Annotated in this window: 21 protein-coding genes; 10 read left to right on the forward strand and 11 right to left on the reverse strand. The window is 69.2% G+C overall.

The annotated features are described in order from the left end of the window. Positions 1-190: 190 nt before the first annotated feature. The 7 genes from AB0J16_RS30705 to AB0J16_RS30735 form a co-directional block, all read right to left on the reverse strand. Positions 191-592 carry a hypothetical protein gene (locus AB0J16_RS30705; RefSeq protein WP_358545550.1) on the reverse strand — a complete coding sequence of 134 codons (402 nt, stop codon included), beginning with the start codon at positions 590-592 and terminating at the stop codon, positions 191-193. Between the two features lie 214 nt (positions 593-806). Next, positions 807-1,994 (reverse strand): imidazolonepropionase, encoded by a 1,188-nt coding sequence (hutI, locus tag AB0J16_RS30710; RefSeq protein ID WP_358545551.1) that lies wholly within the window; start codon positions 1,992-1,994, stop codon positions 807-809. A gap of 113 nt (positions 1,995-2,107) precedes the next feature. Continuing rightward, complete coding sequence (locus AB0J16_RS30715) at positions 2,108-3,403, reverse strand: formimidoylglutamate deiminase (protein WP_358545784.1); 1,296 nt, start codon at positions 3,401-3,403, stop codon at positions 2,108-2,110. A 98-nt stretch (positions 3,404-3,501) separates the two neighbouring features. Then, positions 3,502-4,704, reverse strand: a complete 1,203-nt coding sequence (locus AB0J16_RS30720; protein ID WP_358545785.1) for an allantoate amidohydrolase — start codon at positions 4,702-4,704, stop codon at positions 3,502-3,504. Between the two features lie 29 nt (positions 4,705-4,733). Next, positions 4,734-6,407 (reverse strand): urocanate hydratase, encoded by a 1,674-nt coding sequence (gene hutU / locus AB0J16_RS30725; protein WP_358545552.1) that lies wholly within the window; start codon positions 6,405-6,407, stop codon positions 4,734-4,736. A 69-nt stretch (positions 6,408-6,476) separates the two neighbouring features. After that, complete coding sequence (locus tag AB0J16_RS30730) at positions 6,477-7,337, reverse strand: MurR/RpiR family transcriptional regulator (protein WP_358545554.1); 861 nt, start codon at positions 7,335-7,337, stop codon at positions 6,477-6,479. A gap of 14 nt (positions 7,338-7,351) precedes the next feature. Continuing rightward, complete coding sequence (locus AB0J16_RS30735) at positions 7,352-8,833, reverse strand: aromatic amino acid ammonia-lyase (RefSeq protein WP_358545556.1); 1,482 nt, start codon at positions 8,831-8,833, stop codon at positions 7,352-7,354. Positions 8,834-8,955: 122 nt separating this feature from the next. On the opposite strand from AB0J16_RS30735, the gene AB0J16_RS30740 reads away from it, so the two are divergent. From AB0J16_RS30740 to AB0J16_RS30755, 4 genes are read left to right on the forward strand one after another with little or no spacing between them, the layout of a single operon-like run. Beyond that, positions 8,956-10,044 carry an ATP-binding cassette domain-containing protein gene (locus tag AB0J16_RS30740; protein WP_358545557.1) on the forward strand — a complete coding sequence of 363 codons (1,089 nt, stop codon included), beginning with the start codon at positions 8,956-8,958 and terminating at the stop codon, positions 10,042-10,044. Continuing rightward, on the forward strand, positions 10,041-10,688 hold the full coding sequence (locus AB0J16_RS30745) for an ABC transporter permease (RefSeq protein ID WP_358545559.1): 648 nt from the start codon (positions 10,041-10,043) through the stop codon (positions 10,686-10,688). Before AB0J16_RS30740 ends, AB0J16_RS30745 begins: the two co-directional genes overlap by 4 nt. Next, positions 10,685-11,347 (forward strand): ABC transporter permease, encoded by a 663-nt coding sequence (locus AB0J16_RS30750; protein WP_358545560.1) that lies wholly within the window; start codon positions 10,685-10,687, stop codon positions 11,345-11,347. Before AB0J16_RS30745 ends, AB0J16_RS30750 begins: the two co-directional genes overlap by 4 nt. A gap of 22 nt (positions 11,348-11,369) precedes the next feature. After that, the gene (locus AB0J16_RS30755; RefSeq protein ID WP_358545562.1) at positions 11,370-12,293 is read left to right on the forward strand and encodes an ABC transporter substrate-binding protein; all 924 of its coding nucleotides are present in this window, start codon (positions 11,370-11,372) and stop codon (positions 12,291-12,293) included. Positions 12,294-12,332: 39 nt separating this feature from the next. On the opposite strand, the gene AB0J16_RS30760 is transcribed toward AB0J16_RS30755, so the two are convergent. After that, a complete protein-coding gene (locus AB0J16_RS30760; RefSeq protein WP_358545564.1) occupies positions 12,333-12,836 on the reverse strand; it encodes a hypothetical protein in 504 nt (167 codons plus the stop codon). A 171-nt stretch (positions 12,837-13,007) separates the two neighbouring features. Here AB0J16_RS30760 and AB0J16_RS30765 point away from each other — a divergent pair, with 171 nt between their 5' ends. The 3 genes from AB0J16_RS30765 (at position 13,008) to AB0J16_RS30775 (ending at position 15,326) form a co-directional block, all read left to right on the forward strand. After that, a complete protein-coding gene (locus tag AB0J16_RS30765; protein ID WP_358545565.1) occupies positions 13,008-13,550 on the forward strand; it encodes a sigma-70 family RNA polymerase sigma factor in 543 nt (180 codons plus the stop codon). After that, on the forward strand, positions 13,547-14,209 hold the full coding sequence (locus tag AB0J16_RS30770) for a permease-like cell division protein FtsX (RefSeq protein ID WP_358545567.1): 663 nt from the start codon (positions 13,547-13,549) through the stop codon (positions 14,207-14,209). Before AB0J16_RS30765 ends, AB0J16_RS30770 begins: the two co-directional genes overlap by 4 nt. A 250-nt stretch (positions 14,210-14,459) precedes the next feature. Continuing rightward, positions 14,460-15,326, forward strand: a complete 867-nt coding sequence (locus tag AB0J16_RS30775) for a hypothetical protein (RefSeq protein WP_358545569.1) — start codon at positions 14,460-14,462, stop codon at positions 15,324-15,326. Here AB0J16_RS30775 and AB0J16_RS30780 read toward each other — a convergent pair. Further along, positions 15,313-15,771: a MerR family transcriptional regulator gene (locus AB0J16_RS30780; RefSeq protein ID WP_358545571.1), complete on the reverse strand. Its 459-nt coding sequence runs from the start codon at positions 15,769-15,771 to the stop codon at positions 15,313-15,315. The two genes, AB0J16_RS30775 and AB0J16_RS30780, sit on opposite strands and share 14 nt — an antisense overlap. A 72-nt stretch (positions 15,772-15,843) precedes the next feature. Between AB0J16_RS30780 and AB0J16_RS30785 the strand changes: the two genes are divergently transcribed. Next, positions 15,844-16,449, forward strand: a complete 606-nt coding sequence (locus AB0J16_RS30785; protein ID WP_358545573.1) for a class I SAM-dependent methyltransferase — start codon at positions 15,844-15,846, stop codon at positions 16,447-16,449. 4 nt (positions 16,450-16,453) lie between these two features. On the opposite strand, the gene AB0J16_RS30790 is transcribed toward AB0J16_RS30785, so the two are convergent. Next, a complete protein-coding gene (locus tag AB0J16_RS30790; RefSeq protein WP_358545574.1) occupies positions 16,454-17,131 on the reverse strand; it encodes a TioE family transcriptional regulator in 678 nt (225 codons plus the stop codon). 90 nt (positions 17,132-17,221) lie between these two features. Between AB0J16_RS30790 and AB0J16_RS30795 the strand changes: the two genes are divergently transcribed. After that, the gene (locus AB0J16_RS30795; protein ID WP_358545576.1) at positions 17,222-18,406 is read left to right on the forward strand and encodes an erythromycin esterase family protein; all 1,185 of its coding nucleotides are present in this window, start codon (positions 17,222-17,224) and stop codon (positions 18,404-18,406) included. On the opposite strand, the gene AB0J16_RS30800 is transcribed toward AB0J16_RS30795, so the two are convergent. Beyond that, positions 18,383-19,354: a WYL domain-containing protein gene (locus tag AB0J16_RS30800; RefSeq protein ID WP_358545578.1), complete on the reverse strand. Its 972-nt coding sequence runs from the start codon at positions 19,352-19,354 to the stop codon at positions 18,383-18,385. The two genes, AB0J16_RS30795 and AB0J16_RS30800, sit on opposite strands and share 24 nt — an antisense overlap. A gap of 63 nt (positions 19,355-19,417) precedes the next feature. On the opposite strand from AB0J16_RS30800, the gene AB0J16_RS30805 reads away from it, so the two are divergent. Beyond that, a complete protein-coding gene (locus AB0J16_RS30805) occupies positions 19,418-20,563 on the forward strand; it encodes an epoxide hydrolase family protein (protein WP_358545580.1) in 1,146 nt (381 codons plus the stop codon). The last annotated feature ends 154 nt before the right edge of the window (positions 20,564-20,717 follow it).

Genomic DNA, 20,717 nt, shown 5'->3' on the forward strand with positions numbered 1-20,717 from the left:
ATGCCCACGGCTTCCTGCCCGACCAGCAGCAGACACCCGTAGAAGCCGTCGGCGCCCCACCCGGCGCACGTGGGGCGACCGTGCGAGTCTTGCGTGGAGTCGGTACTCCAGCCGTAGATCATGATCCTGCTGGTCGGGTGCAGGTCTCGGGCCGATCTGATCCCCGGCCTCGATTGGTCCGCTTGTCGTCTCAGCTGGACTGGTCTGTGGGGGTGGTGGCGATATCAGTGCCGTAGAAGCGGCCCTGTTCACACAGGGCGTCGATCTCGGCGTTTTCGTCCTCGCCGAGTTGCTCGTCGAGCGCAACGCTGATGACGCCTCGGGCGCGGGCCAATCGCCGAGCGACATCCCAGTCGGCTATGAATTTGCCGACGGTGTACTCGTCGGCGGTTTCGGACGCCTGGCGGGATCCGAGTCGGTCGAGGGAAACTACGAACTCGTTCAGGTCCTGCAGGACTGCGACGACCTCGCTGAGAGGTAAGCGAATCTCTCGGGAGGACATGTCCATCGGCCGATTCAACTCCAGAGCTGGCGCTTCGGCCCAGATCGTGATCTTGCTGGTCTGGGCTGGTCCGGGAACGGGTGCGGCCACCGGTGATCATCGGTGTGTGAAGACAGAAGATCAGATGGTGGTGGCAGGTCACAGCATAGATCCTGCCCGCTGGCAGGACATGTTCGAGGTCCTGATAGACCGCATCGCGGGGCGGTTCGCCTGGGTGGAACCGCGGCGCCGAGCGCGAGCCCTGGTGCTCGGGTTGCTGTCGGACCTGCCACGCAAGAAGCGGGCCGCCCATTTGCCACGAAGATCACTGACTACTACTGGAATATTGGGACACCACCTGGCGGCCGCGCTGCCAAACAGCGGAAACGAGCGGAACACCCGGTCGATAGGCCAGGTGGACGTGAGAGGGAGCGTCCAGCAGCATCAGGTCGGCGCGTGCGCCCACGACTATCCGGCCCACGTCGTCGCGCCGCAGCGCCCGCGCACCTCCCAGCGTCGCCGCCCCTACCGCCTCGTCGGGAGTCATGCCCATCTCCCGAACCGCCAGGGCGACACAGAACGGCATGCTGGTGGTGAAGCTGGAGCCGGGGTTGCAGTCGGTCGACAGTGCCACCGTTACGCCCGCGTCCAGGAGGCGGCGGGCGTCCGGGTACGGGGCTCTGGTGGAGAACTCGGCGCCCGGCAGCAGGGTCGCGACCGTGGTCCCGGAGGCCAGGGCGTCCACATCCGCGTCGGTAAGGTGGGTGCAGTGATCGGCGGAGGCCGCGCCCAGTTCGACGGCGAGTTGGACGCCTGGTCCATGGCTGAGCTGGTTGGCATGGATCCGGGGCACGAGGCCGCGCTTGATGCCGCTCTCCAGTACGGCCCGCGCCTGGTCGCCGTCGAACGCTCCTCGCTCGCAGAAGACGTCCACCCATCGAGCGTGGGGAGCGCAGGCGTCCAGCATTGCTCCGGTCACCAGCTCCACGTACGCATCGGGGTCCTGCTCGGCCGGTACGACGTGCGCGCCGAGGTAGGTCACCTCGTCTGTGTGCTCCGCGGCGATGCGCAGCAAGCGTGCCTCGTCCTCGACGGTGAGGCCGTAGCCTGATTTGCACTCGATGACCGTGGTGCCCTGCCGCAGTGCCTCGCTCACCAGGCGGGCCACCCCCGCCGACAGCTCCTCGTCGCTCGCCGCGCGGGTGGCCGCCACCGTAGTGCGGATGCCGCCCGCCGTGTAGGGCAGGCCGCGCATCCGCGCGTCGAACTCGGCCGTCCGGTCCCCCGCGAAGACCAGGTGGGCATGGGAGTCGACGAAGCCGGGGAGCAGGGCCCGGCCGCCCGCGTCGTACATCCGATCCGCCGCCGGAGCTCGCGAAGCCGCCCCCACCCAGGCGATCTCCTCGCCGGAGACGACGACGGCGGCGTCCGTGATGAGCCCGAGCGGGCCCTCACCCAGCAGGGGGTCGTTGGTGACCAGCGTGGAGATCCCGGTGATCAGGAGGCTTCCCATCGTGCCATTAACCGCACGAGAACCAGCCGCAACTGGGCGAGAGCCTGCCGCAGCCGCGCGGGTCATGCCGCTCGTACCGCCAACCACGTGAGAGCCTCCCGCAGCCGCGCCAGTCATGACGCCACCCGCGCGAGAGCCTGCCGCAGCGCGCCCGCGACGTCGGGAACGAGCTGGTGGACGCCGCGCCGTACGATCACTCGGCCGCCCGCGACGACGTCGCTGACGTCGGCGGAGGTGGCCGCGAAGACGGCGGTCTCCGCGCCGTGGAGCGGGCCCGCGGTCCGGACCGAGTCGAGGGAGATTGTGACGAGGTCGGCGAGCGCGCCGACCTTCAGTGCGCCCGCCTCCGGCCAGCCCAGGGAAGCGTGGCCGTCAGCGGTGGCAGCCCGCAGGAGAGCGTCCGCCGTCCAGTGGCCGCGCCGCCGGGTACGCAACCGCTCGTTCAGTTCCATTGCCCGAGCCTCCTCGAACAGGTCGATCACGGCCTGGCTGTCGCTGCCGAGCGACAGCCGCGATCCCGCGGCTTGCACCTCGCGAGCGGGTCCGATGCCGTCGGCAAGATCGCGCTCGGTCGTGGGGCACATGCACACCGTGGTGGCGGAGTCGCCGAGCAGCGCGATGTCCTCCGGGGTCAGGTGTGTGGCGTGCACAGCGGTGGTACGCGGCCCGAGCAGCCCGTGGTCAGCGAGCAGGCGCGTAGGCGTGACGCCGTATGCCGCCAGGCAACCCTCGTTCTCGGCAGGCTGCTCCGACACGTGCGCGTGGATCGGGGCGTTCCGCTGCGCCGCCCAGGCGCCGACCACCCCGAGCTGGTCAGCGGGAACGGCTCGGACCGAGTGGACAGCCGCGCCGACGCGAGCGTGATCGCGCTCCTTCAGCCCGCTTACCCGCTCGGCCCACGCCTCCCCTGAACCATCGCTGAACCTGAGCTGGGTCTCGTCCGGTGGCGCGCCGAACCCCGACGAGAGGTAGCAGGTGTCGAGCAGGGTGATCCGGATGCCGGCCTGGGCGGCCGCCTCGATGAGCGCCTCTCCCATCGCATTCGGGTCGTTGTAGGCGACGCCTCCGGGAGCGTGATGAAGGTAGTGGAACTCGCCGACGCAGGTGATCCCCGCGAGGGCCATTTCGGCGTAAACCGCCCGTGCCAGCTCCAGGTACTCGTCGGGGGTAAGGCGCGCCGCGACTCGGTACATGGTCTCGCGCCAGGTCCAGAAGGTGCCGCCGCCGAGCTGCGTGGCCCCGCGCAACGCCCGATGGAAGGCGTGCGAATGGGCGTTGGCCAGCCCGGGGATGACCAGGCCGTCCAGGACGACGGCATCGCCGGGAGGAGCGCTGCCCGCTTGAAGGGAGACGATACGGCCCGCCGAAACGTCAATGAGGACGCCGGACTCCAGCACGCCCGACTTCAACGCATCGGACTCCAACGCGCCGGGCTCCAACCCACCGGACCCCAGCGCGCCGGACCCCAGCGCGCCCGTCCACGCGTACCTCGCCCAGAATCGCCCGTTCACAGCAGATCCTCCAGGACGGCGACCAAAGCGGCCACCCCGGCAAGGCAGTCGGCCTCCTCGGCGTACTCCTCCGGGGAGTGCGAGACCCCGGTCGGGTTCCGTACGAAAAGCATGGCCGTGGGAATGGCAGAGGCGAGAATGCCCGCATCATGCCCCGCCCCGGTCGGCAAGACGGGAACCCCGCCAAGCCGCCCGGCCAGACGATCCCTGAGCGGCCGGTCGAAGTCAACCACCGGCGTGTACGACTCCCGAGTCACCTCCGCCCCCGACTGGTGAATGATCTCTTTCACCAGCCTGTCGAGAGTGGCGGAGTCGGCGGCACGCGAGTCCAGCCAGGCGGTCACCCTGGAGGCGATGGCGTTGGTGCCGTTGGGCTCGACGGAGACCTTCCCGAAGGTGGCGAGCGCCCCGGCGAGCCTCGCCTGCTCGCGGGCGTTCAGGACCGTAGCGGCGTAGGCCAGCATCGGGTCGCGGCGGTCCTCCAGGCGGGTGGTGCCCGCGTGGTTGGCCTCTCCGTGGAAGTCGAAGCGCCAGCGGCCGTGCGGCCAGATCGCCGACGCGACGCCGATTGGCGCGTCGCCCAGGTTCCGGCCCTGCTCGACGTGGAGCTCGACGTACGCGGCGATGCGCCCGAGCCGCTCGTCATCGCGCCCGATCCCGGCGGGATCGTGCCCGGCACGCTCCATCGCGTCACCGAGCCGAATACCGTCCTGATCTCTGAGAGACCGCGCCTGTCCCGGGTCCAGGACCCCCGCCGTCAACCGGGACCCGACGCAGGCCACACCGAACCTGGCACCCTCCTCGTCGCCGAAGTTGACGATCGCAAGCGGGCGACCACCAGCGGTGCCCCGGTCCCGGACCACACCCGGGTCCCGGACCACACCCGGATCCTGGAGCACGCCCCGATCCCGCAGCGCGTCCAGGGCCGCGAACGCCGACACGACACCCAGCGGCCCGTCGTAAGCTCCCCCATCAGGCACCGAGTCCAGATGGGAGCCAGTGACGATGGCATCCCCGGCCGAAGGATCGCCGTACCAGGCCCACTGATTGCCGTTCCGGTCGACCTCATAGGTCAACCCCCGACCGAGCGCCTGCTCCCTGAACCAGGCCCGGCAGTCACTGTCGGCCGCAGTCCAGGCGTGCCGGCGATATCCGCCGGTCGCGTCATACCGCCCGACGGGCAGGAGTTCGCGCCACATCCCCCGAAAGCTGCCGTCATCGAAATCGATCACGCCGAGTCGCCCTCACGCATCGGGATCCGCACACCGCGCTCCTGCGCGACCTCAGTGGCCCGGTCGTACCCAGCGTCGACGTGCCGAATAACCCCCATACCCGGATCGTTGGTGAGCACCCGACGGATCTTCTCCCCAGCCAGAGCGGTGCCGTCGGCGACCGTGACCTGCCCAGCGTGAATGGACCGGCCGATGCCAACGCCCCCACCGTGGTGGATGGACACCCAAGACGCACCGGAAGCCACATTCACCATGGCGTTCAGCAGCGGCCAGTCGGCGATGGCGTCGGAGCCGTCGAGCATGGCCTCCGTCTCCCGGTACGGCGAGGCGACGCTGCCGCAGTCGAGGTGGTCACGGCCGATGGCCAGGGGAGCGGAGATCTCGCCACGGGCCACCATGTCGTTGAACCGGTCGCCTGCCTTGTCCCGCTCGCCATAGCCGAGCCAGCAGATACGCGCGGGCAGGCCCTGGAAGTGGACCCGCTCCCCCGCCAACCGGATCCAGCGAGCCAGCGACTCGTTCTCCGGGAACAGGTCCAGGATCGCCTGGTCCGTCTTGGCGATGTCCTGGGCGTCGCCCGACAGCGCCGCCCAGCGAAACGGCCCCTTGCCCTCGCTGAACAGCGGCCGGATGTACGCGGGCACGAAGCCGGGGAAGTCGAAGGCCCGCTCATAGCCCGCCAGCTGGGCCTCACCGCGAATCGAGTTGCCGTAGTCGAACACCTCGGCCCCGGCGTCCTGGAAGCCCACCATCGCCTCCACATGCCGGGCCATCGAGTGCCGGGCACGCTCGGTGAACCCGACCGGGTCCTTGTCCGCCTCGGCGGCCATGTCCTCGAAAGCCACGCCGATCGGGAGGTACATCAGCGGGTCGTGCGCCGACGTCTGGTCCGTGACGATGTCGATCTCCGCACCACGCGCGAGCAGCTCCGGTACGGCCTCCGCCGCGTTGGCGACCACCCCGATGGACAGCGGCCGGCGCGCGTCCCGCGCCTCGTAGGCCAGCCGCAGCGCCTCGTCCAACGACGAAGCCTTGACATCCAGGTAGCGGTGTTCGATGCGCCGGTCCACGGAGCGCGGGTCGCAGTCGACGCAGATAGCCACCCCACCGTTCATGGTGACTGCCAGCGGCTGGGCGCCGCCCATCCCGCCCAGCCCGGCTGTCAGAGTGATCGTCCCGGCCAGCGAGCCGCCGAACTTCTTCGCGGCCACAGCTGAGAACGTCTCATAGGTGCCCTGGAGGATCCCCTGGGTGCCGATGTAGATCCAGGAGCCGGCCGTCATCTGCCCGTACATGGTCAGCCCGAGCTGCTCCAGCCGCCGAAACTCCGGCCACGTCGCCCAGTCGCCGACCAGGTTGGAGTTGGCGATGAGGACCCGCGGCGCCCATTCGTGCGTGGCCATCACGCCCACCGGGCGGCCCGACTGCACGAGCAGCGTCTCGTCGGCCTTCAACGTGCCGAGGGTGCGGACGATCGCGTCGTAGGAACGCCAGTCACGGGCCGCCTTCCCGGTGCCGCCGTACACGACGAGCTTGTCGGGATGCTCGGCGACCTCGGGGTCGAGGTTGTTCATGAGCATCCGCAGGGCGGCTTCCTGCTGCCAGCCCTGGGTATGAAGCGTCGTGCCACGCGGAGCCCGAACCGGGCGCGGACCGCTGATCTGGTCCATGTTCCTGACCTCCCCCTCTGAGCATCTATTCATTCATGTCTATCTAGAATGAATAGATTCAGTCAATAGCTAATCCGTGAACAAACCGCGCGATGCCGCCGATTGCTCGAACGCCTCCAGCCGCGCCTGCGCGCCCGGGATCTCCTCGACCATGGTCTCCAGCAGGACCCGGCCGAGCATCATGGGCGCGCACGCCGTGTCGAAGACCAGTTCCGTGCCAACCGGTACGGGCAGCAGCACGTCGGAGAGGTCGGCCGAGGGCGCGAAGGCGTTGTCGGCGATGGTCACCACGCTCAGCCCCACCTTCTTGGCCGCCGACAGGGCCTCCGTCAGCTCGGCGGGGTGGCGGGGCAGGGCGAAGCAGAGCAGGGCGCTCGCCCCGGCGTCGGCCGCCTGTTCGATGCGGTCGGCGAGCATGGACCCGCCCTCGTTGAGCAGGCGTACGTCGGGATGGACCTTGGCGGCGAAGTAGGCCCAGCCCGCGGCCTGCGCCGCGGCCGCGCGCAGGCCGAGCACGAGCAGCGGCCGGGAGGGTGCCAGCAGCCGGGCGGCCTTGACGATCGCCGTCATGTCCGACAGCGAGTCGGCCAGATGCTGAAGGTTGGCGATCTCGGTGCGTACCGCCCGCTGGGTCTCGCTCAGGGGCGTGCCCTCGCCCGTCTCGCCCCGGCCCGCCGAGTCGGGCAGGCCGAGCTCGCGGATCTGCTTGCGCAGCGCGGGGTAGCCGTCGTACCCGAGGGTCATCGCGAACCGGGTCACCGACGGCTGGCTCACCCCCGCGAGCTCGGCGATCTCCACGCTGGACAGGAAGGCCGCCTGCCCGGCGTGCTGCACCAGGCAGTGCGCGATCCGCCGCTGGGCGGGGGTCAGCCGATGCCCCTCGAACAGCCGGAGCAAGCGGGCCTCCGGCGCGACATCGTCCGTGTTCATGACTCTCCAGGGGTCTACAGATCGGCCAGTGCGTCGAGGAGACCGGCAGCCGCCGAGACGTCCGCCGTGAGCGGCCGGTCCTCCATCGATAGGTCAAGATTGTCGTCCACCAGCGCGTACGCGCGACCGACCGGCAAGGACCGGTCCTGCTTCACGCCGTTGGGGTCGAGCTGACGCAGAGCGCGGACGGCGGCGACGAGCTCGCAGGCGAGCACCAGCCGGTACGTCTCGACGGTCCGCAGGACCTGGCGGGCGGCCTGCGAGGCGAAGCTCGTGGCCTCCTCCACGCTCCGTGACAGTACGGCATGACCGGACGAGGCCGGAGTCGCCGCGTTCCGCAGCTCGGCGAGGGCGGCGTTCGCGCTGTATTCGAGGATGAGCACCCCGGATCCGGCCGACGCCCCACCGGCCAGGAACGGACGCAGCCCCGTGATGCCCGGCTCGTTCAGGGCCGCCAGCCGCGCCGCGGACAGCCGCGCCGTCGGCAACAGCGCGAGAGACAGCTGATCCAGCGCGAGCGCCACGTGAGCCGAGAAGAAACCCCCGTGATGGTACGAGGCCGGCCCGCCGTCCGGGCCTTCCGCGCTGATCAGGGGGTTCTCCGCGCCCGCGTTGAGCTCGACGGCCAGCACCCGCTCCAACGCGTCGGAGGCTTCCAAGGCCGGCCCGTGGATCTGCGGAAAGCAGCGAAAGGCGTATGGGTCCTGGATCCGGCCGGTCGGTGGCGCGGGCCGATCCGGCGCGCCGACGAGCCGGCGGACCTCGGCGGCGACACGGATGTTGCCCGGATGCGGACGCGCGGCGTGCACCGGCTCGGCGAAGGCCTCCAGCGAGCCGTCGACGGCCAGCAGGGAGAGCGCGGCCACCACATGGGCGGCCCTGAGCAGGCGGTCCAGGCTGTGGCGGGCCAGGGCCGCCTGTCCCAGAGTGAGGGCGTTGCTGCTGATCAGGGCCAGTGCGTCGCCGGTTTCGAGGGTGATCGGAGGTGGCTGGGTGGGACCGCCGTGCCAGGGGTGCTCTCCGGCGAGGGCCAGTCCGAGCTGGGAGAGCGCGGCCAGATCACCGGTGCCGACCGCGCCGTACTCGTTCACCGGCGGGTGCACTCCGGCCTTGAGCGCCACACTGAGCCCGCGAACCACCTCGGGACGGAGCCCGGCGTTTCCCACCAGCAGCTGGTTGAGCCGGACGATCATCATCGCCCGGACCTGCCTGGCTGGCAGCAGCGCCCCTATCCCGCCCGCGTGGCTGCGCAGCAGGCGCAGGCCGTGCAGGTCGAAATCGGCGGGATCGACATCCAGAGTGCGGTTGGCGCCGACGCCGGTGCTGCGCCCATAGACGCGCCCGGTGGCGACGAGGTCGGCCGCCCTGCGCCACGACCGTTCGACCTTGTCGTAGGCGGCCAAAGGCACCTCCACGCCGGCCATGCCGTCGGCGAGCAGCGCGACCGTCTCGCTGTCGAGACCATGTCCGTCAAGCTCGATCTGTGGGACGGCCACGCCTACGATTCGAGACGCCACGGCGTTCAACTCCCTTTCACCTGCACAAAACCGACTATTGACACATCTTCATTCGTGCATGAGTCTGCATGAATACATGCAGACCGGCAAGGGTGGTGCCCATGATCCGATTCGAGTCAGTCACAAAGAGGTTCGCCAACGGCACGACAGCCGTGGACGACCTCTCCGTGGAGTTTCTCGAAGGGGGCATCACGGTGCTCGTCGGCTCCTCCGGTTGCGGCAAGACCACAACGCTCCGGATGATCAACCGGCTGGTCGATCCCACCTCTGGCACGGTCAGCCTGGGCGGGCGCGACGTACGGGAACTGCCGGCTGCTCAGTTGCGGCGCGGCATTGGGTACGTCATCCAGCAGGCGGGCCTTTTCCCGCACCGTACTGTCCTGGACAACATCGCCACCGTGCCGACGCTGCTCGGCTGGGGCCGGCGCAAGGCCCGCGCCAGGGCCGCCGAGCTTCTTGAGGTCGTCGGCCTGGCCGCCGAGTCCGGCAAACGCTATCCCCACCAGCTCTCCGGCGGTCAGCAACAGCGCGTGGGCGTCGCCCGCGCGCTGGCCGCCGACCCGCCCGTCCTGCTCATGGACGAGCCGTTCGGGGCGGTCGACCCGGTGGTCCGGACCCTGCTCCAGGACGAACTGATCCGGCTGCAGGCCGAACTCCGCAAGACCATCGTCTTCGTCACCCACGACATCGACGAAGCCGTACGGCTCGGCGACCGCATCGCGATCTTCCGCACCGGCGGGCACATGGTCCAGGTCGCCCCACCCGCCGAACTGCTCGCCCGGCCGGCCGACGACTTCGTCGCCGGATTCCTCGGCGCGGAACGCGGGCTGAAGCTGCTCTCTCTCATCTCGCTGCAGGACGTGCCGTACGAGCCGATCGCCGCGATACGTACCACCGACACGGCCGCGCAGGCGCGCGCGGAGGCGACGGGGCGCTGGCTGCTCGCGGTCTCCCCCGACGGCAAACCCGCGGGCTGGCTGGACGTCCACGCGCTCGACGGGTCTGATTCGATCGGGCAGGCGGCCCTCACCCCGGTGCGCGGCCTGACCGATTCCGACTCGCTGCTCTCGGCGCTCAATGAGACCGTCTCCTCTCCCACCGGGATGGCGGTACGGGTGGACGCGGCGGGCGTGCTGGTCGGGGCTTCCCGAGACGACGTCGTGCACGCCCATCAGCGGAGCCTCGCATGACCATCGAGTGGGGCTGGCTCACCACGCACACCGACGACCTGCTGACGCTCACGCTGGACCACCTGGCGACGGCGGTCCCCGCCGTACTGCTCGGCCTGCTGATCGCGCTGCCGCTCGCCGTGGTCGCCCACCGGGTCCGTCCGCTCCGCGGGCTGCTGCTCGGCGTCTCCAACATCATGTTCACGGTGCCGTCGCTGGCGCTGTTCGTCCTGCTGCTGCCGGTCACGGGGCTGACCAGGACGACCGCGATCGCTGGGCTGACCGTCTACACCCTGGTCGTCCTGCTCCGCAACACCGTCGAGGGGCTCGACAGCGTGCCCGCCAAGGTCCGAGAGGCGTCCCTGGCCATGGGCAGGGGCAGTCTGGGCACGCTGGTGAAAGTCGAGTTCCCGCTCGCCCTACCGGTGATCATGGCCGGGGTCAGGGTGGCCAGTGTCATGACCATCTCCCTGGTCAGCGTGGCCAGCTACATCGGATATGGCGGCATCGGCCAGCTGTTCACCGATGGCTTCCAGCGCAGTTTCCCCACCCCCGTACTCGCCGGGGTGGTCCTCACGCTGCTGCTCGCGCTGGTCGCCGATGCGGTGCTCGTCGTTGTGCAATGGCTCTGCACCCCCTGGATCCGCAAGGGAGCGCGCGCATGATGGATCTCCTCTCCAAGCTGGTCGCCTGGCTGACCTCCGCCGGCCAGTGGGCCGGTTCGGAAGGCATCGCCCAGCGGCTGTTCGAGCACATCGAGTATTCCCTGCTCTCCACACTCGTCGCCGCGCTGATCGCCCTGCCCATCGGGTTGTTCATCGGCCACACCGGGCGCGGCGCGTTCCTCGCCATCAACCTCTCGGGCTTCGGTCGTGCCCTCCCGACCGTGGGCATCGTCACCCTGGTCTTCCTGGTCAGCGGCCTGAGCATGACCCCGGTGTACATCTCCCTGGTCGCGCTGGCCATCCCAGCGATCGTGACCAACACCTACGCGGGCATGGCCGCGGTCGAGGCGGACACCAAGGACGCCGCCCGCGGCATGGGGATGACCGGGCTTCAGTCGTTGTGGCGGGTGGAGATCCCTCTCGCCGCCCCGCTGATCATGACAGGGCTGCGGCTGGCGACCGTACAGGTCATCGCTACCGCCACCATCGCGGCCTATGTCAGCTTCGGCGGTCTCGGCCGGTACATCTTCGACGGCCTCGCCCAGCGCGACCTCACCCAGGTCCTGGGCGGCGCCGTCCTCGTCGCGGTCCTCGCCGTGGCCGTGGACCTCATCCTCGCCGGAATCCACCGCCTTCTCTTCCGCCACCGCCTTACTTGATCATCGCTTTGATGGAGACTTCATGAATCGCCGGAACTTCGTCGCGGGCGCGCTCGCGCTCGCCGTACTCCCCGTGCTCGCCGCCTGCGGCGGCGGCACGACCAGCCTGAACACGCCGCCGACCACCGCCGCGTCTGGGAACTCCACGATCGTGATCGGTACGGCCAACTTCTCCGAGAACCAGATCCTCGGCTACCTCTACGCCGACGTCCTCGAAGCCGCGGGCGTGAAGACGACGGTCAAGCCCAACCTCGGCTCGCGGGAGATCGTCGTGCCCGCGCTGCAGAACGGCGACATCGACCTGCTGCCCGAATACCAGGGCAACCTCCTGCTGCACTTCGACCCCAAGGCCACCGCGAGCGACTCCGACGCCCTGCAGCAGGCGCTCGCCGCCAAGCTGCCGAAGGGACTGACGGTTCTGCCGCCGGCGGCCGCCGAGGACGCGGACGTCTTCACCGTCACCAAGGAGACCGCGGCCAAGTACGGCCTCAGCACCCTCGCCGACCTGGCCAAGCACAACGGCAAACTGGTCTTCGGCGGCCCTCCGGAGGACAAGACCCGCCAGGTCGGCGTGGTCGGGCTCAAGGAGGTCTACGGTGTGGAGTTCAAGGAGTTCAAGTCCCTCGACGCCAGCGGACCGCTGGTCAAGGGAGCCTTGAAGAGCGGCGACGTCCAACTGGGGAACCTCTTCAGCACCGACGTGGACATCGCGAAGAACGGGTGGGTCGTACTGGCCGACCCGAAGCACCTCATCCCGGCCCAGCGCATCGTCCCGCTGATCCGCACCGACAAGGCCACCGACACGGTCAAAACCGCCCTGGCCAAGCTGAACACCGCGCTGACCACCGAGGAGCTGAGCAAGCTCGATTCGCTCGTGGACAACGACCACAAGGACCCGGACGAGGTCGCCACCGAGTGGGTCAAGACCCACGGCCTGTCGAGCTGACCCCTCCCACGGCACTTGCGATGGCCGCCTGTCCAGGCGTCAATGGCCGGCGACCACGGTCTTGAGCGCGACGATGGCCAGGCCGAGGGCGAGGTTGGCGATTCCGGAGATGACGACGACTCTTCTGGAAGAGCCGATCTTGACCGCCGCAGTCACAGCCCAGGTGACCTGGCTCGCCACCGCGACACACAACGCCGCCCAAGCCGCGACCGCGTTGGACATGCCCAGCCCCGAGGCCATGGCCGCGGCGATCGACGGCGGGAACGAGGCTTGGGCCAGCGGCCATTCACGCCTGGCGACCGTGCGCAAATTCGCCCAGGTGAGGGGCCTGGCGGGATAACCGGAGCTCACCACCTGGACATAGACATGGGTGATCCAGAACACCACCCCCGTACAGACCAGAAGCGTCACGAGCTCCGGCGGGGACGGCGGTCCGCCCTCCGCGGCGGAGCCGGCGACCACGGAAGCCGCCAGCAGCGAGCCGTACACGGCACCCCCGAACTCCGCCCGCTCCGCCGCCGCACTCGCCTCACGCCCGTCCATGCCAGCAGTGTCCTTGGACGCCCAGCCGATCAGCCGATCGACGGGCCCGGTATGTACAGACTTGGCGCGGGCCTGCCCAGGATCATCGGAAACGGAGACGGCCATCGCGTCGTCCGGATTATTTCCGACGCCGAGAAGCAGCGGATCCGTAGAGGTGCGCGTTCATAGACCATGGACAGCGAAATCTTGCGGCTGGGGGAGCCGGCATCGAAGGTGTCCGCTCCGCCAGCCGCATCCCCTGACGCTGAGCTGGTCGCCTTCTATCGCCAGCATCGGCTCGGTCTTGTACGGCTCGCGGTGCTGCTTCTCGGCGACCAGGAGACGGCCGAAGACGTGGTGCAGGACGTGTTCGCTCGGCTTCATGGCAGGTGGCGGCCGGGAGTCACGACGATCGCCTATGTCAGGACGTGCGTGCTCAATGGTTCCCGATCGATCCTTCGCCGCCGGGCGCTCGCGCTGCGACGGGTCGAGCCGGTCGCGGGCCTGGCCGACTCGGCGGAGACCGCCGCGCTGATCGGAGAGTCGCGGCGGGAGGTGCTGCTCGCGCTGGCCCGCCTGCCGCGCCGCCAGCGAGAGGCCCTGGTGCTGCGCTTCTACCTCGACCTGTCCGACGCCGAGATCGCCGAGGCCATGCGCGTCAGGCAGAGCACCGTCAGGTCCATGACCGCCCGAGCCCGGGCCAGGCTCCTTAACGAGTTGGGAGACAACGCATGAGCAGCATTGAAGAGCGGCTCCGCGACGCCATGACGGCTCGCGCGGAGATCGTCCGCGACGACCAACGTCCATTCCCCGCCCCGCGGCCCAGCCGCAGCTCCAGGAAGGGCATGATCAGAGTCGCCGCCGTCACTCTTACTGTCGCAGTGACAGTCTTCGGAGTGGTAGAGCTCACCGCCCCCTCGCTGGAACCGCAGGAAAGCATCGTCGCCATGTCACAGGACAGCACGGTGCCATCTGGAGGGCCCGAGGTCTCGGTCTTCTTCTGCGGTGACAGCGACCCCCGCGATAGTTGCGTGGGAGGCGGGATCACCACGGCAGAACGGCAGAATCTCCAGCTGGCGCTGGAGGCCCGGCCTGAGGTGGAGAGCGTCAGCTTTGAGGACCAACAGCAGGCCTGGGACAACTTCCGTCAGGCGTACAAGGACAAGCCCCTACTCCTGAAGTCGACAGCCCTCACCGACATGCCCGAGTCCTTCCGTGCCCGGATCAGGGCGGGCGCCGACCGTTCGGCCGTGGCCAAGGCCGCGAGTGAACTGCCCGGCGTGTCCATGAGCGTCGACCAGGTTTGCAGCCTCGACAATGCCTCTTTCTGGGGGTACGTCAAGAGGCTCCTGGGAAGAGCTGAGCAGTGCTCCTTCCCCGGCAAGGGGCGGTGACGCACCTCAACTGACAATTCAGCGCGATCTATAACGAGAATGTCAGGTAATTGTCTGAACCCGGGCCGATCTGCGCTACGTACATCGTGGCAATCGACATCCGGAGACAGCGATGAACATTCGCCATTCAGCTCCCGTTCTAGCAATTTTAGTCCTTTCTGGTGTCGCCGCCTGCGGGAGCGGATCCGCTCAGCAACCCCCATGGGCAGTCGGCGGACGCCAGGCACGCGCGACCCCAGCCCAGCAAGGCGTGGTCACCCCGGCTGAGGCCAAGGGCATTCTCGGCCGGTACGAGAAACTGGCCGACCAGGCCGTACTTCAGGGGAAAGGATGGGAGGCCGCGGAGGCGGGGCTCTCCCTGCGGCAGACCAAGGCCGACGAGCGCCTGAACGGGATGATCGGCAACCACAGCACCAATCCGATGGAGATACGCAAGACGCGTTTCACCATTCCCAGGAGCGGCGGCGCTAATGCGCCGTGGTTCCTGGCCGAATTCACGCGGAAAGGGAACAAGTCCTGGACGCAGGCCATCTTCCAGAAGACGGCCCAAGGATGGCGCGTGGTCGCGTCCTCCTTCACGGACTCGACGATGAAGGTGCCCGCCATAGCCAAGGATCGCGACGGACTCGCCACCGCGCTACCGGTGGACGAGCGCGGAACTCTCGCGATCTCGCCCCGGCAGGCGGCCCAGTCGCATGTGCGCCTGATCGCCACCGCGGGCGCCGACCCGCGTGCCCGGCAGACGATCGCTGCGGGCAGGTTCACCACTGAAACCGCCAATGCCGTGCTGGATGAGCGGAAAGGGCTGGGCGGTCAGTGGAATGTGCGCTACCAGCCGAAACTCATGCCGGAGATCTTCGCGCTCAAGACCTCTGCGGGTGGGGCCCTCATCTGGTACGGGGCTCTGCAGGGAGACAGCTTCGTCGCCCGGCCCGGGAGCACGTTCACCGCAAGCTTCCCTGGTCGCGAAACCGCTGCTCTGAGCCACGGCAAGACCTTCAAGAAGCGGCTCAAGCGCAATAGTGTGACCAGTTATCTCGCCGTCATACCACCGTCTCGTGGAAAGGCTCGCGTCATCAATCAGTGGTTCTCGCTGCTCAGCATCACGGGCTCCTGACGTAGGGCATCCCAGGGTGGATCTGCGAATGCGCCTCTTCGACAGAATGTCCCGCCAGGAGCGCCGTGACCCCGCTGGTGAAGTTGGCGCACTCGAAGATGTTCTCGTGCGGGCAGGCCAACCCATGGGCGATGGCCGTGCGGGCCACCTGAGCCTGAGCGATTCGTTGGTCCAGCTCGGCGAGCTTGCGTTCGTACAGCTCCCGCCAGCCGTCGCCGTCCGGCGAGTGAGCTGCGACGAACGCCTTGACCTCCCGCAACGTGAAACCGACACCTCGCAGCAGCAACACCACACCGACCAGCTCGACCGCCGACGGCGGATAACGCCGTTGGCCGGAGACTCGGGCCGGTGCCGGTAGCAGGCCGAGGTCCTCCCAGTAGCGCAGGGCGGAGGTGGCCACACCGGTGCGGTGTGCCAGCTCGCCGATCGTCAGCTGCTCGTCCATGTTGACTTCAAGCGTACTTGAAGCCGTTGACTGACGATCATGCAGACAGCGGGTACATCTCTCAAGCAACGCGTGATCAGATACTTGGTGGGCCAGGCCCATCGCCCCCGGGGCATCGTCGGGTGGGCGAACGGCTGGATGTTCGCCCATCGCCCCTCCAACCGGCAGCGCAACATCTGGGCGGTGCGGTTGCTGGACGTCCAGCCAACCGACCGGGTGCTCGAGATCGGGTTCGGTCCCGGCATCGCCATCGCCGAGTTCGCTGCCCGCGCCACCCAGGGCCATGTCTTCGGCGTCGACCACTCGCAGGCCATGGTCCGGCGGGCCACCCGCCACAACGCCGCCGCTGTCCGCGCTCGCCGTGTGCACCTCACGTGCGCCTCCGTGGAGCGGTTGCCGGGCTTCGGCGGTCCGCTCGATGCCATTCTCGCCGTCAACTCCCTGGGGTTCTGGCCCGACCCGGTGGCGCGGCTTCGCGAGCTGCGCGGCCTGCTCCGACCCGGAGGACGTATCGCGCTCGTCAGCCAGCCGCGCTGCCCCGGCGCAACCCGGGACACCACGGTCCGAGCCGCCCAAGAGCTACAGGACCTGCTCACCCAGGCCGGCTTCACCCAGCTCCGGGTCGAGACGCTTGAGCTCGACCCGCCGGTCGCCTGTGTACTCGCCAACAACTCATAAGGCCTCAAGGTTCGCGGAGGTACGCGTCCAACTCGGCGGCGCCTCTGAGCATGGCGCGACCCCGAGCGGACAGGCGGGCCTGCCAGTCGCGCAGGGTCGACTCCAGGGGGGCGACGCCTCCGGCGGAACGGACCTGAGCGATCAGCGGGGCGATCTGCTCCAGCAGGTAGCCGCCCCGTCTGAGCTGGTGGGCCAGCCGGACATCCCGTACGTCGGCCGCGCTGTAGATCCGGTAGCCGGTCTGCGGATCGCGGCGCGGCTGGATCAGCCCGGCGTTCTCCCATTTGCGCAGCGTGGCGGGGCGGATGCCGAGCCTGCGCGCCAGGGGGCCGATGAAGGTGTCGCCGCGCTCCTGCGGCACCGGCGCCAGATCGCGGAGCGCGGCTTCGACGGCTTGGAGGGTGCGGCGGTCGTCGAGGAGCTGGCCGTGGCTCTCGTCGATGAGCCGCAGCGCGTCCTCGGTGGCACCCCGGTTGACCGCCTGCATGATCGACGTGGCCGTGTGGTGACCGTGGCCCGGCACGAGCGCGAGGAACGCGCGCAGGGCTTGCGCGTGCAGCGGCGTATAGGTGCGGTAGCCGTGGGCGGTGCGTTCGGCGGCGGGCAGGATGCCGGCGTCCTCGTAGTTTCTGATCGCCTGGGTGGACAGGCCGTGCTCGCGCGCCAGGTCCACTGGCCTCATGGATGCATCACCGATTGAGAGTCCGTCGCGGTGGAAGAGGTATTTGCGCGGCAAAGTTTACATCGAAAGTTCAACGATACCGTTTAAGGAATGGATATCAAGGACACCGCCCGTCCGCTCGACGGCGCGAGCATCTCGGAGTTCCTCCGGACGCTGCCCGCCAAGCCCTTGCTGCTCGGCCTGGGCGAGGCCCGGCACTTCGTGCAGGAGTTGGGCGAGGCGCGCAACGAGATCTTCCGGCATCTGGTCGAGCACGAGGGCTACCGGTCGTTCGCCATCGAGAGCGACTGCCTCATGGGCCTCGTGGTGAACGACTACATCACGACGGGCACGGGCACGCTCGACGACGTCATGGAGCGCGGCTTCAGCCACAACTTCGGCACGTCCCCGGCCAACCGCGAGCTCGTCCGCTGGATGCGTACGTACAACGAGGACCATGACGAAAAGCTCCGGTTCTTCGGCTTCGACGGCCCGCTGGAGTATTGGGCGGCGAGCCCGCGCCAAGCGCTCACCGGCCTCTACGACCTCCTCGACGGCCCGCTCCTCGGCGCCGTAGTGACCAGGGAAGCCCTCGACACGCTGCTCGGCCCGGACGACAGGTGGTCGAACGAGGCCACGGCCATGGATCCGTCCGTGTCGATCGGCCAGTCCGCCGACGCCCAGCGGCTGCGGCTGATCGCCGACGACCTGGTGGCGCTGCTCGACACGCAGGCGCCGGGGCTGAGTGCGGCGGACAGGGAGCTGGCGGAGCTGTACGGACGCACCGCCGTCGGCCTGCTCCGCTTCCACTACTGGATGGCCGACGCGTCCCCGGCCCGGTGGACCCGGCTGTCGGCCCTGCGGGACGCGATGATGGCCGCCAACCTGCGGGCCATCGCCGAGCACGGCCCGGCCCTGGTCTTCTCCGCCAACCTCCACCTGCAGCGGCACAAGAGCTTCATGTCGTTCGGCGACCAGACGCTGGAGTGGTGGAGCGCGGGGGCGATCACCAGGACGCAGTTGGGCGACCGGTACGCCTTCCTGGCCTCGGCCTTCGGCACGGTCGGCGAGGACACCCCGTCCCCGGACACCGTCGAGGGCATCCTGTCCGCGCTCCCCTGGGACCACTCGCTCATCGATGCCCGCCAGTTGGCCGAGGCCGTCACGAAGCCCGCCCAGCGCGTCTCCCAAGATTTCGCCTATTTCCCGCTGGACCCGGCCCAGCTCGACCTGATCGACGGCGTCGTCTTCCTCAAGCGGGCCGTCAGGCTGTCAGGCTGGCCCGACAGGGGATGAGCCGGCGGCGGTGGCGAGGCGGGTGGAGAGGGCGCGGACGCGGTCGACGAGTTCGGGCGGCGCGTGCACCTCGAAGTCGATGTCCATCAGCGCGACCCAGACGGCGAGTTCGTCAAGGTGGTTCGCCCCGCTGGACAGCATGCAGGACCGCTCGTCAATCGGCTCAATCGTCCCAGTCGTGGCCGGCATGTGCCCGGCGACGACCTCGGCCGGCGCGTACATCTTGAATCGGCCCTGATACCGATAGGGCGCGCTGGAGATCGACCGGGACATGTAGGCCGCCACGTCGGAGTCGGGCGGGTCGCGGGGGACGTACCGCGGCCCGTTCGGCGTCCGCAGGCTCAGGCGGTCGATCCGGTACGTACGCCAGTCGGCCCGGTCGGTGTCCCAGCCCAGCAGGTACCAGTGCCGCCCCGAATGGACGAGCCGACAGGGCTCGGCGGCGCGGACGCTCTCCTGCCCGTCGTGCGTCCGGTAGTCGAACCGCAAGGTCTCGTGGTCGCGGCAGGCGGCGGCGATCGCGGTCAGGGCCGTCGGATCCACCACCGAACCCGCCCGCCCCATCGGCACGGTCATCGACTGCAGCGCGTGCACCTGATGCCGGAGCCGGGACGGCAGCACCCGTTCCAGCTTGGCCAGCGCCCGCACGGAGGTCTCCTCGATCCCCGACACCGAGCCCCCGGCCGCCGTCCGCAGCCCCACCGCGACCGCCACCGCCTCCTCGTCGTCCAACAGCAGCGGCGGCAGGTCCGTACCCGCACCGAGCCGGTAACCGGGCGCGCCCGGGATGGCGTGCACGGGATAGCCGAGCTCGCGTAGCCGCCCGACGTCACGGCGGACGGTACGCACGGTCACGCCGAGCCGCTCGGCCAGCTCCACACCCGACCGCTCCCGATAGGTCTGCAGGAGCGAGAGCAGTCTGAGCAACCGGGCCGATGTCTCCAACATGCTCTCCAGATTGCCGCACTCCTAGGACCGCTCCTGACCTAGCTCGTTCCTAACGTGTTCTGTATGACGTTCACCACGGAGATCAGTCCGTTCCGCATCGATATCCCGCAGTCCGCGCTCGACGACCTGCACGACCGGCTGACGCGCACCCTCTGGCCCGACGAGTTGCCCGACGTCGGCTGGTCGTACGGCATCCCGGTCTCGTACGTGCGGCGGCTGGCCGAGTACTGGCGCACCGGATACGACTGGCGCAAGCACGAGGCGGCGCTCAACGAGTACCCGCAGTTCACCACCGAGATCGACGGCCAGAACATCCACTTCCTGCATGTGCGCTCCCCCGAGCCGGACGCGCTGCCGCTGGTCCTCACCCACGGCTGGCCCGGCTCGATCGTCGAGTTCATGAAGATCATCGGCCCGCTCACCGACCCCCGCGCCCACGGCGGCGACCCCGCCGACGCCTTCCACGTCGTCGCCCCGTCCATCCCCGGCTTCGCCTTCTCCGGCCCCACCCGCGAGACCGGCTGGGACCTGAGCCGGGTCGCCCGCGCGTGGGCCGAGCTGATGAGCCGCCTCGGCTATGAGCGCTACGGCGCCCAGGGCGGCGACAGCGGCTCGGTCATCTCCCCCGAACTCGGCCGCTTCGCCCCCGACCGGGTGGCCGGCGTACACGTCAACGGCGCACTCGGCTTCCCGACCTTCGACCCGGCCGAGATGGAGGGCCTCACGGAGGCCGAGCTGGCCCGCATGCAGCAGTACGCCGACAACGACCGTTCCGGCTACGCGATGATCCAGGCCACCCGGCCGCAGACCGTCGCCTTCGGCCTGCACGACTCCCCCGCCGCCCAGCTGGCCTGGATCGTGGAGAAGTTCAAGGAGTGGACCGACCCCGCGCACGACCTGCCCGAGGACGCGGTCGACCTGGACCAGATGCTGACCGACGTGACGATCTACTGGCTGACCCGCACCGCCGCCTCGTCGGCCCGGCTCTACAAGGAGGGCTCGGCACAGTGGGGAACGCCGGTCGAGCGGTCGGAGGTCCCGCACGGGGTCGCGGTCTTCCCCGGCGACGGCGGGATCCGGCGGATCGCGGAGCGCGAGCACAACGTGATCCACTGGTCGGAGTACGACCGGGGCGGCCACTTCGCCGCCATGGAGGCCCCTGACCTGCTGGTCGACGACGTACGGGCATTCTTCCGGAAGGTCCGCTAGCTCAGGGCTCCGTGGGAGTCGCGGTCTGGCGGGGCAGGAAGGCCGCGGAACATCCGCGGACCGCGGCTCTCCGTTGGCGGATCGGGTCGCTCGCGAAGGATCGATCGGTGACCGTCGATCGGCGATCCTGCGTACGCGCGGCCCGCGAAACAGG

It is taken from the genome of Nonomuraea sp. NPDC049750 (assembly GCF_040659625.1).
Lineage (GTDB): Bacteria > Actinomycetota > Actinomycetes > Streptosporangiales > Streptosporangiaceae > Nonomuraea.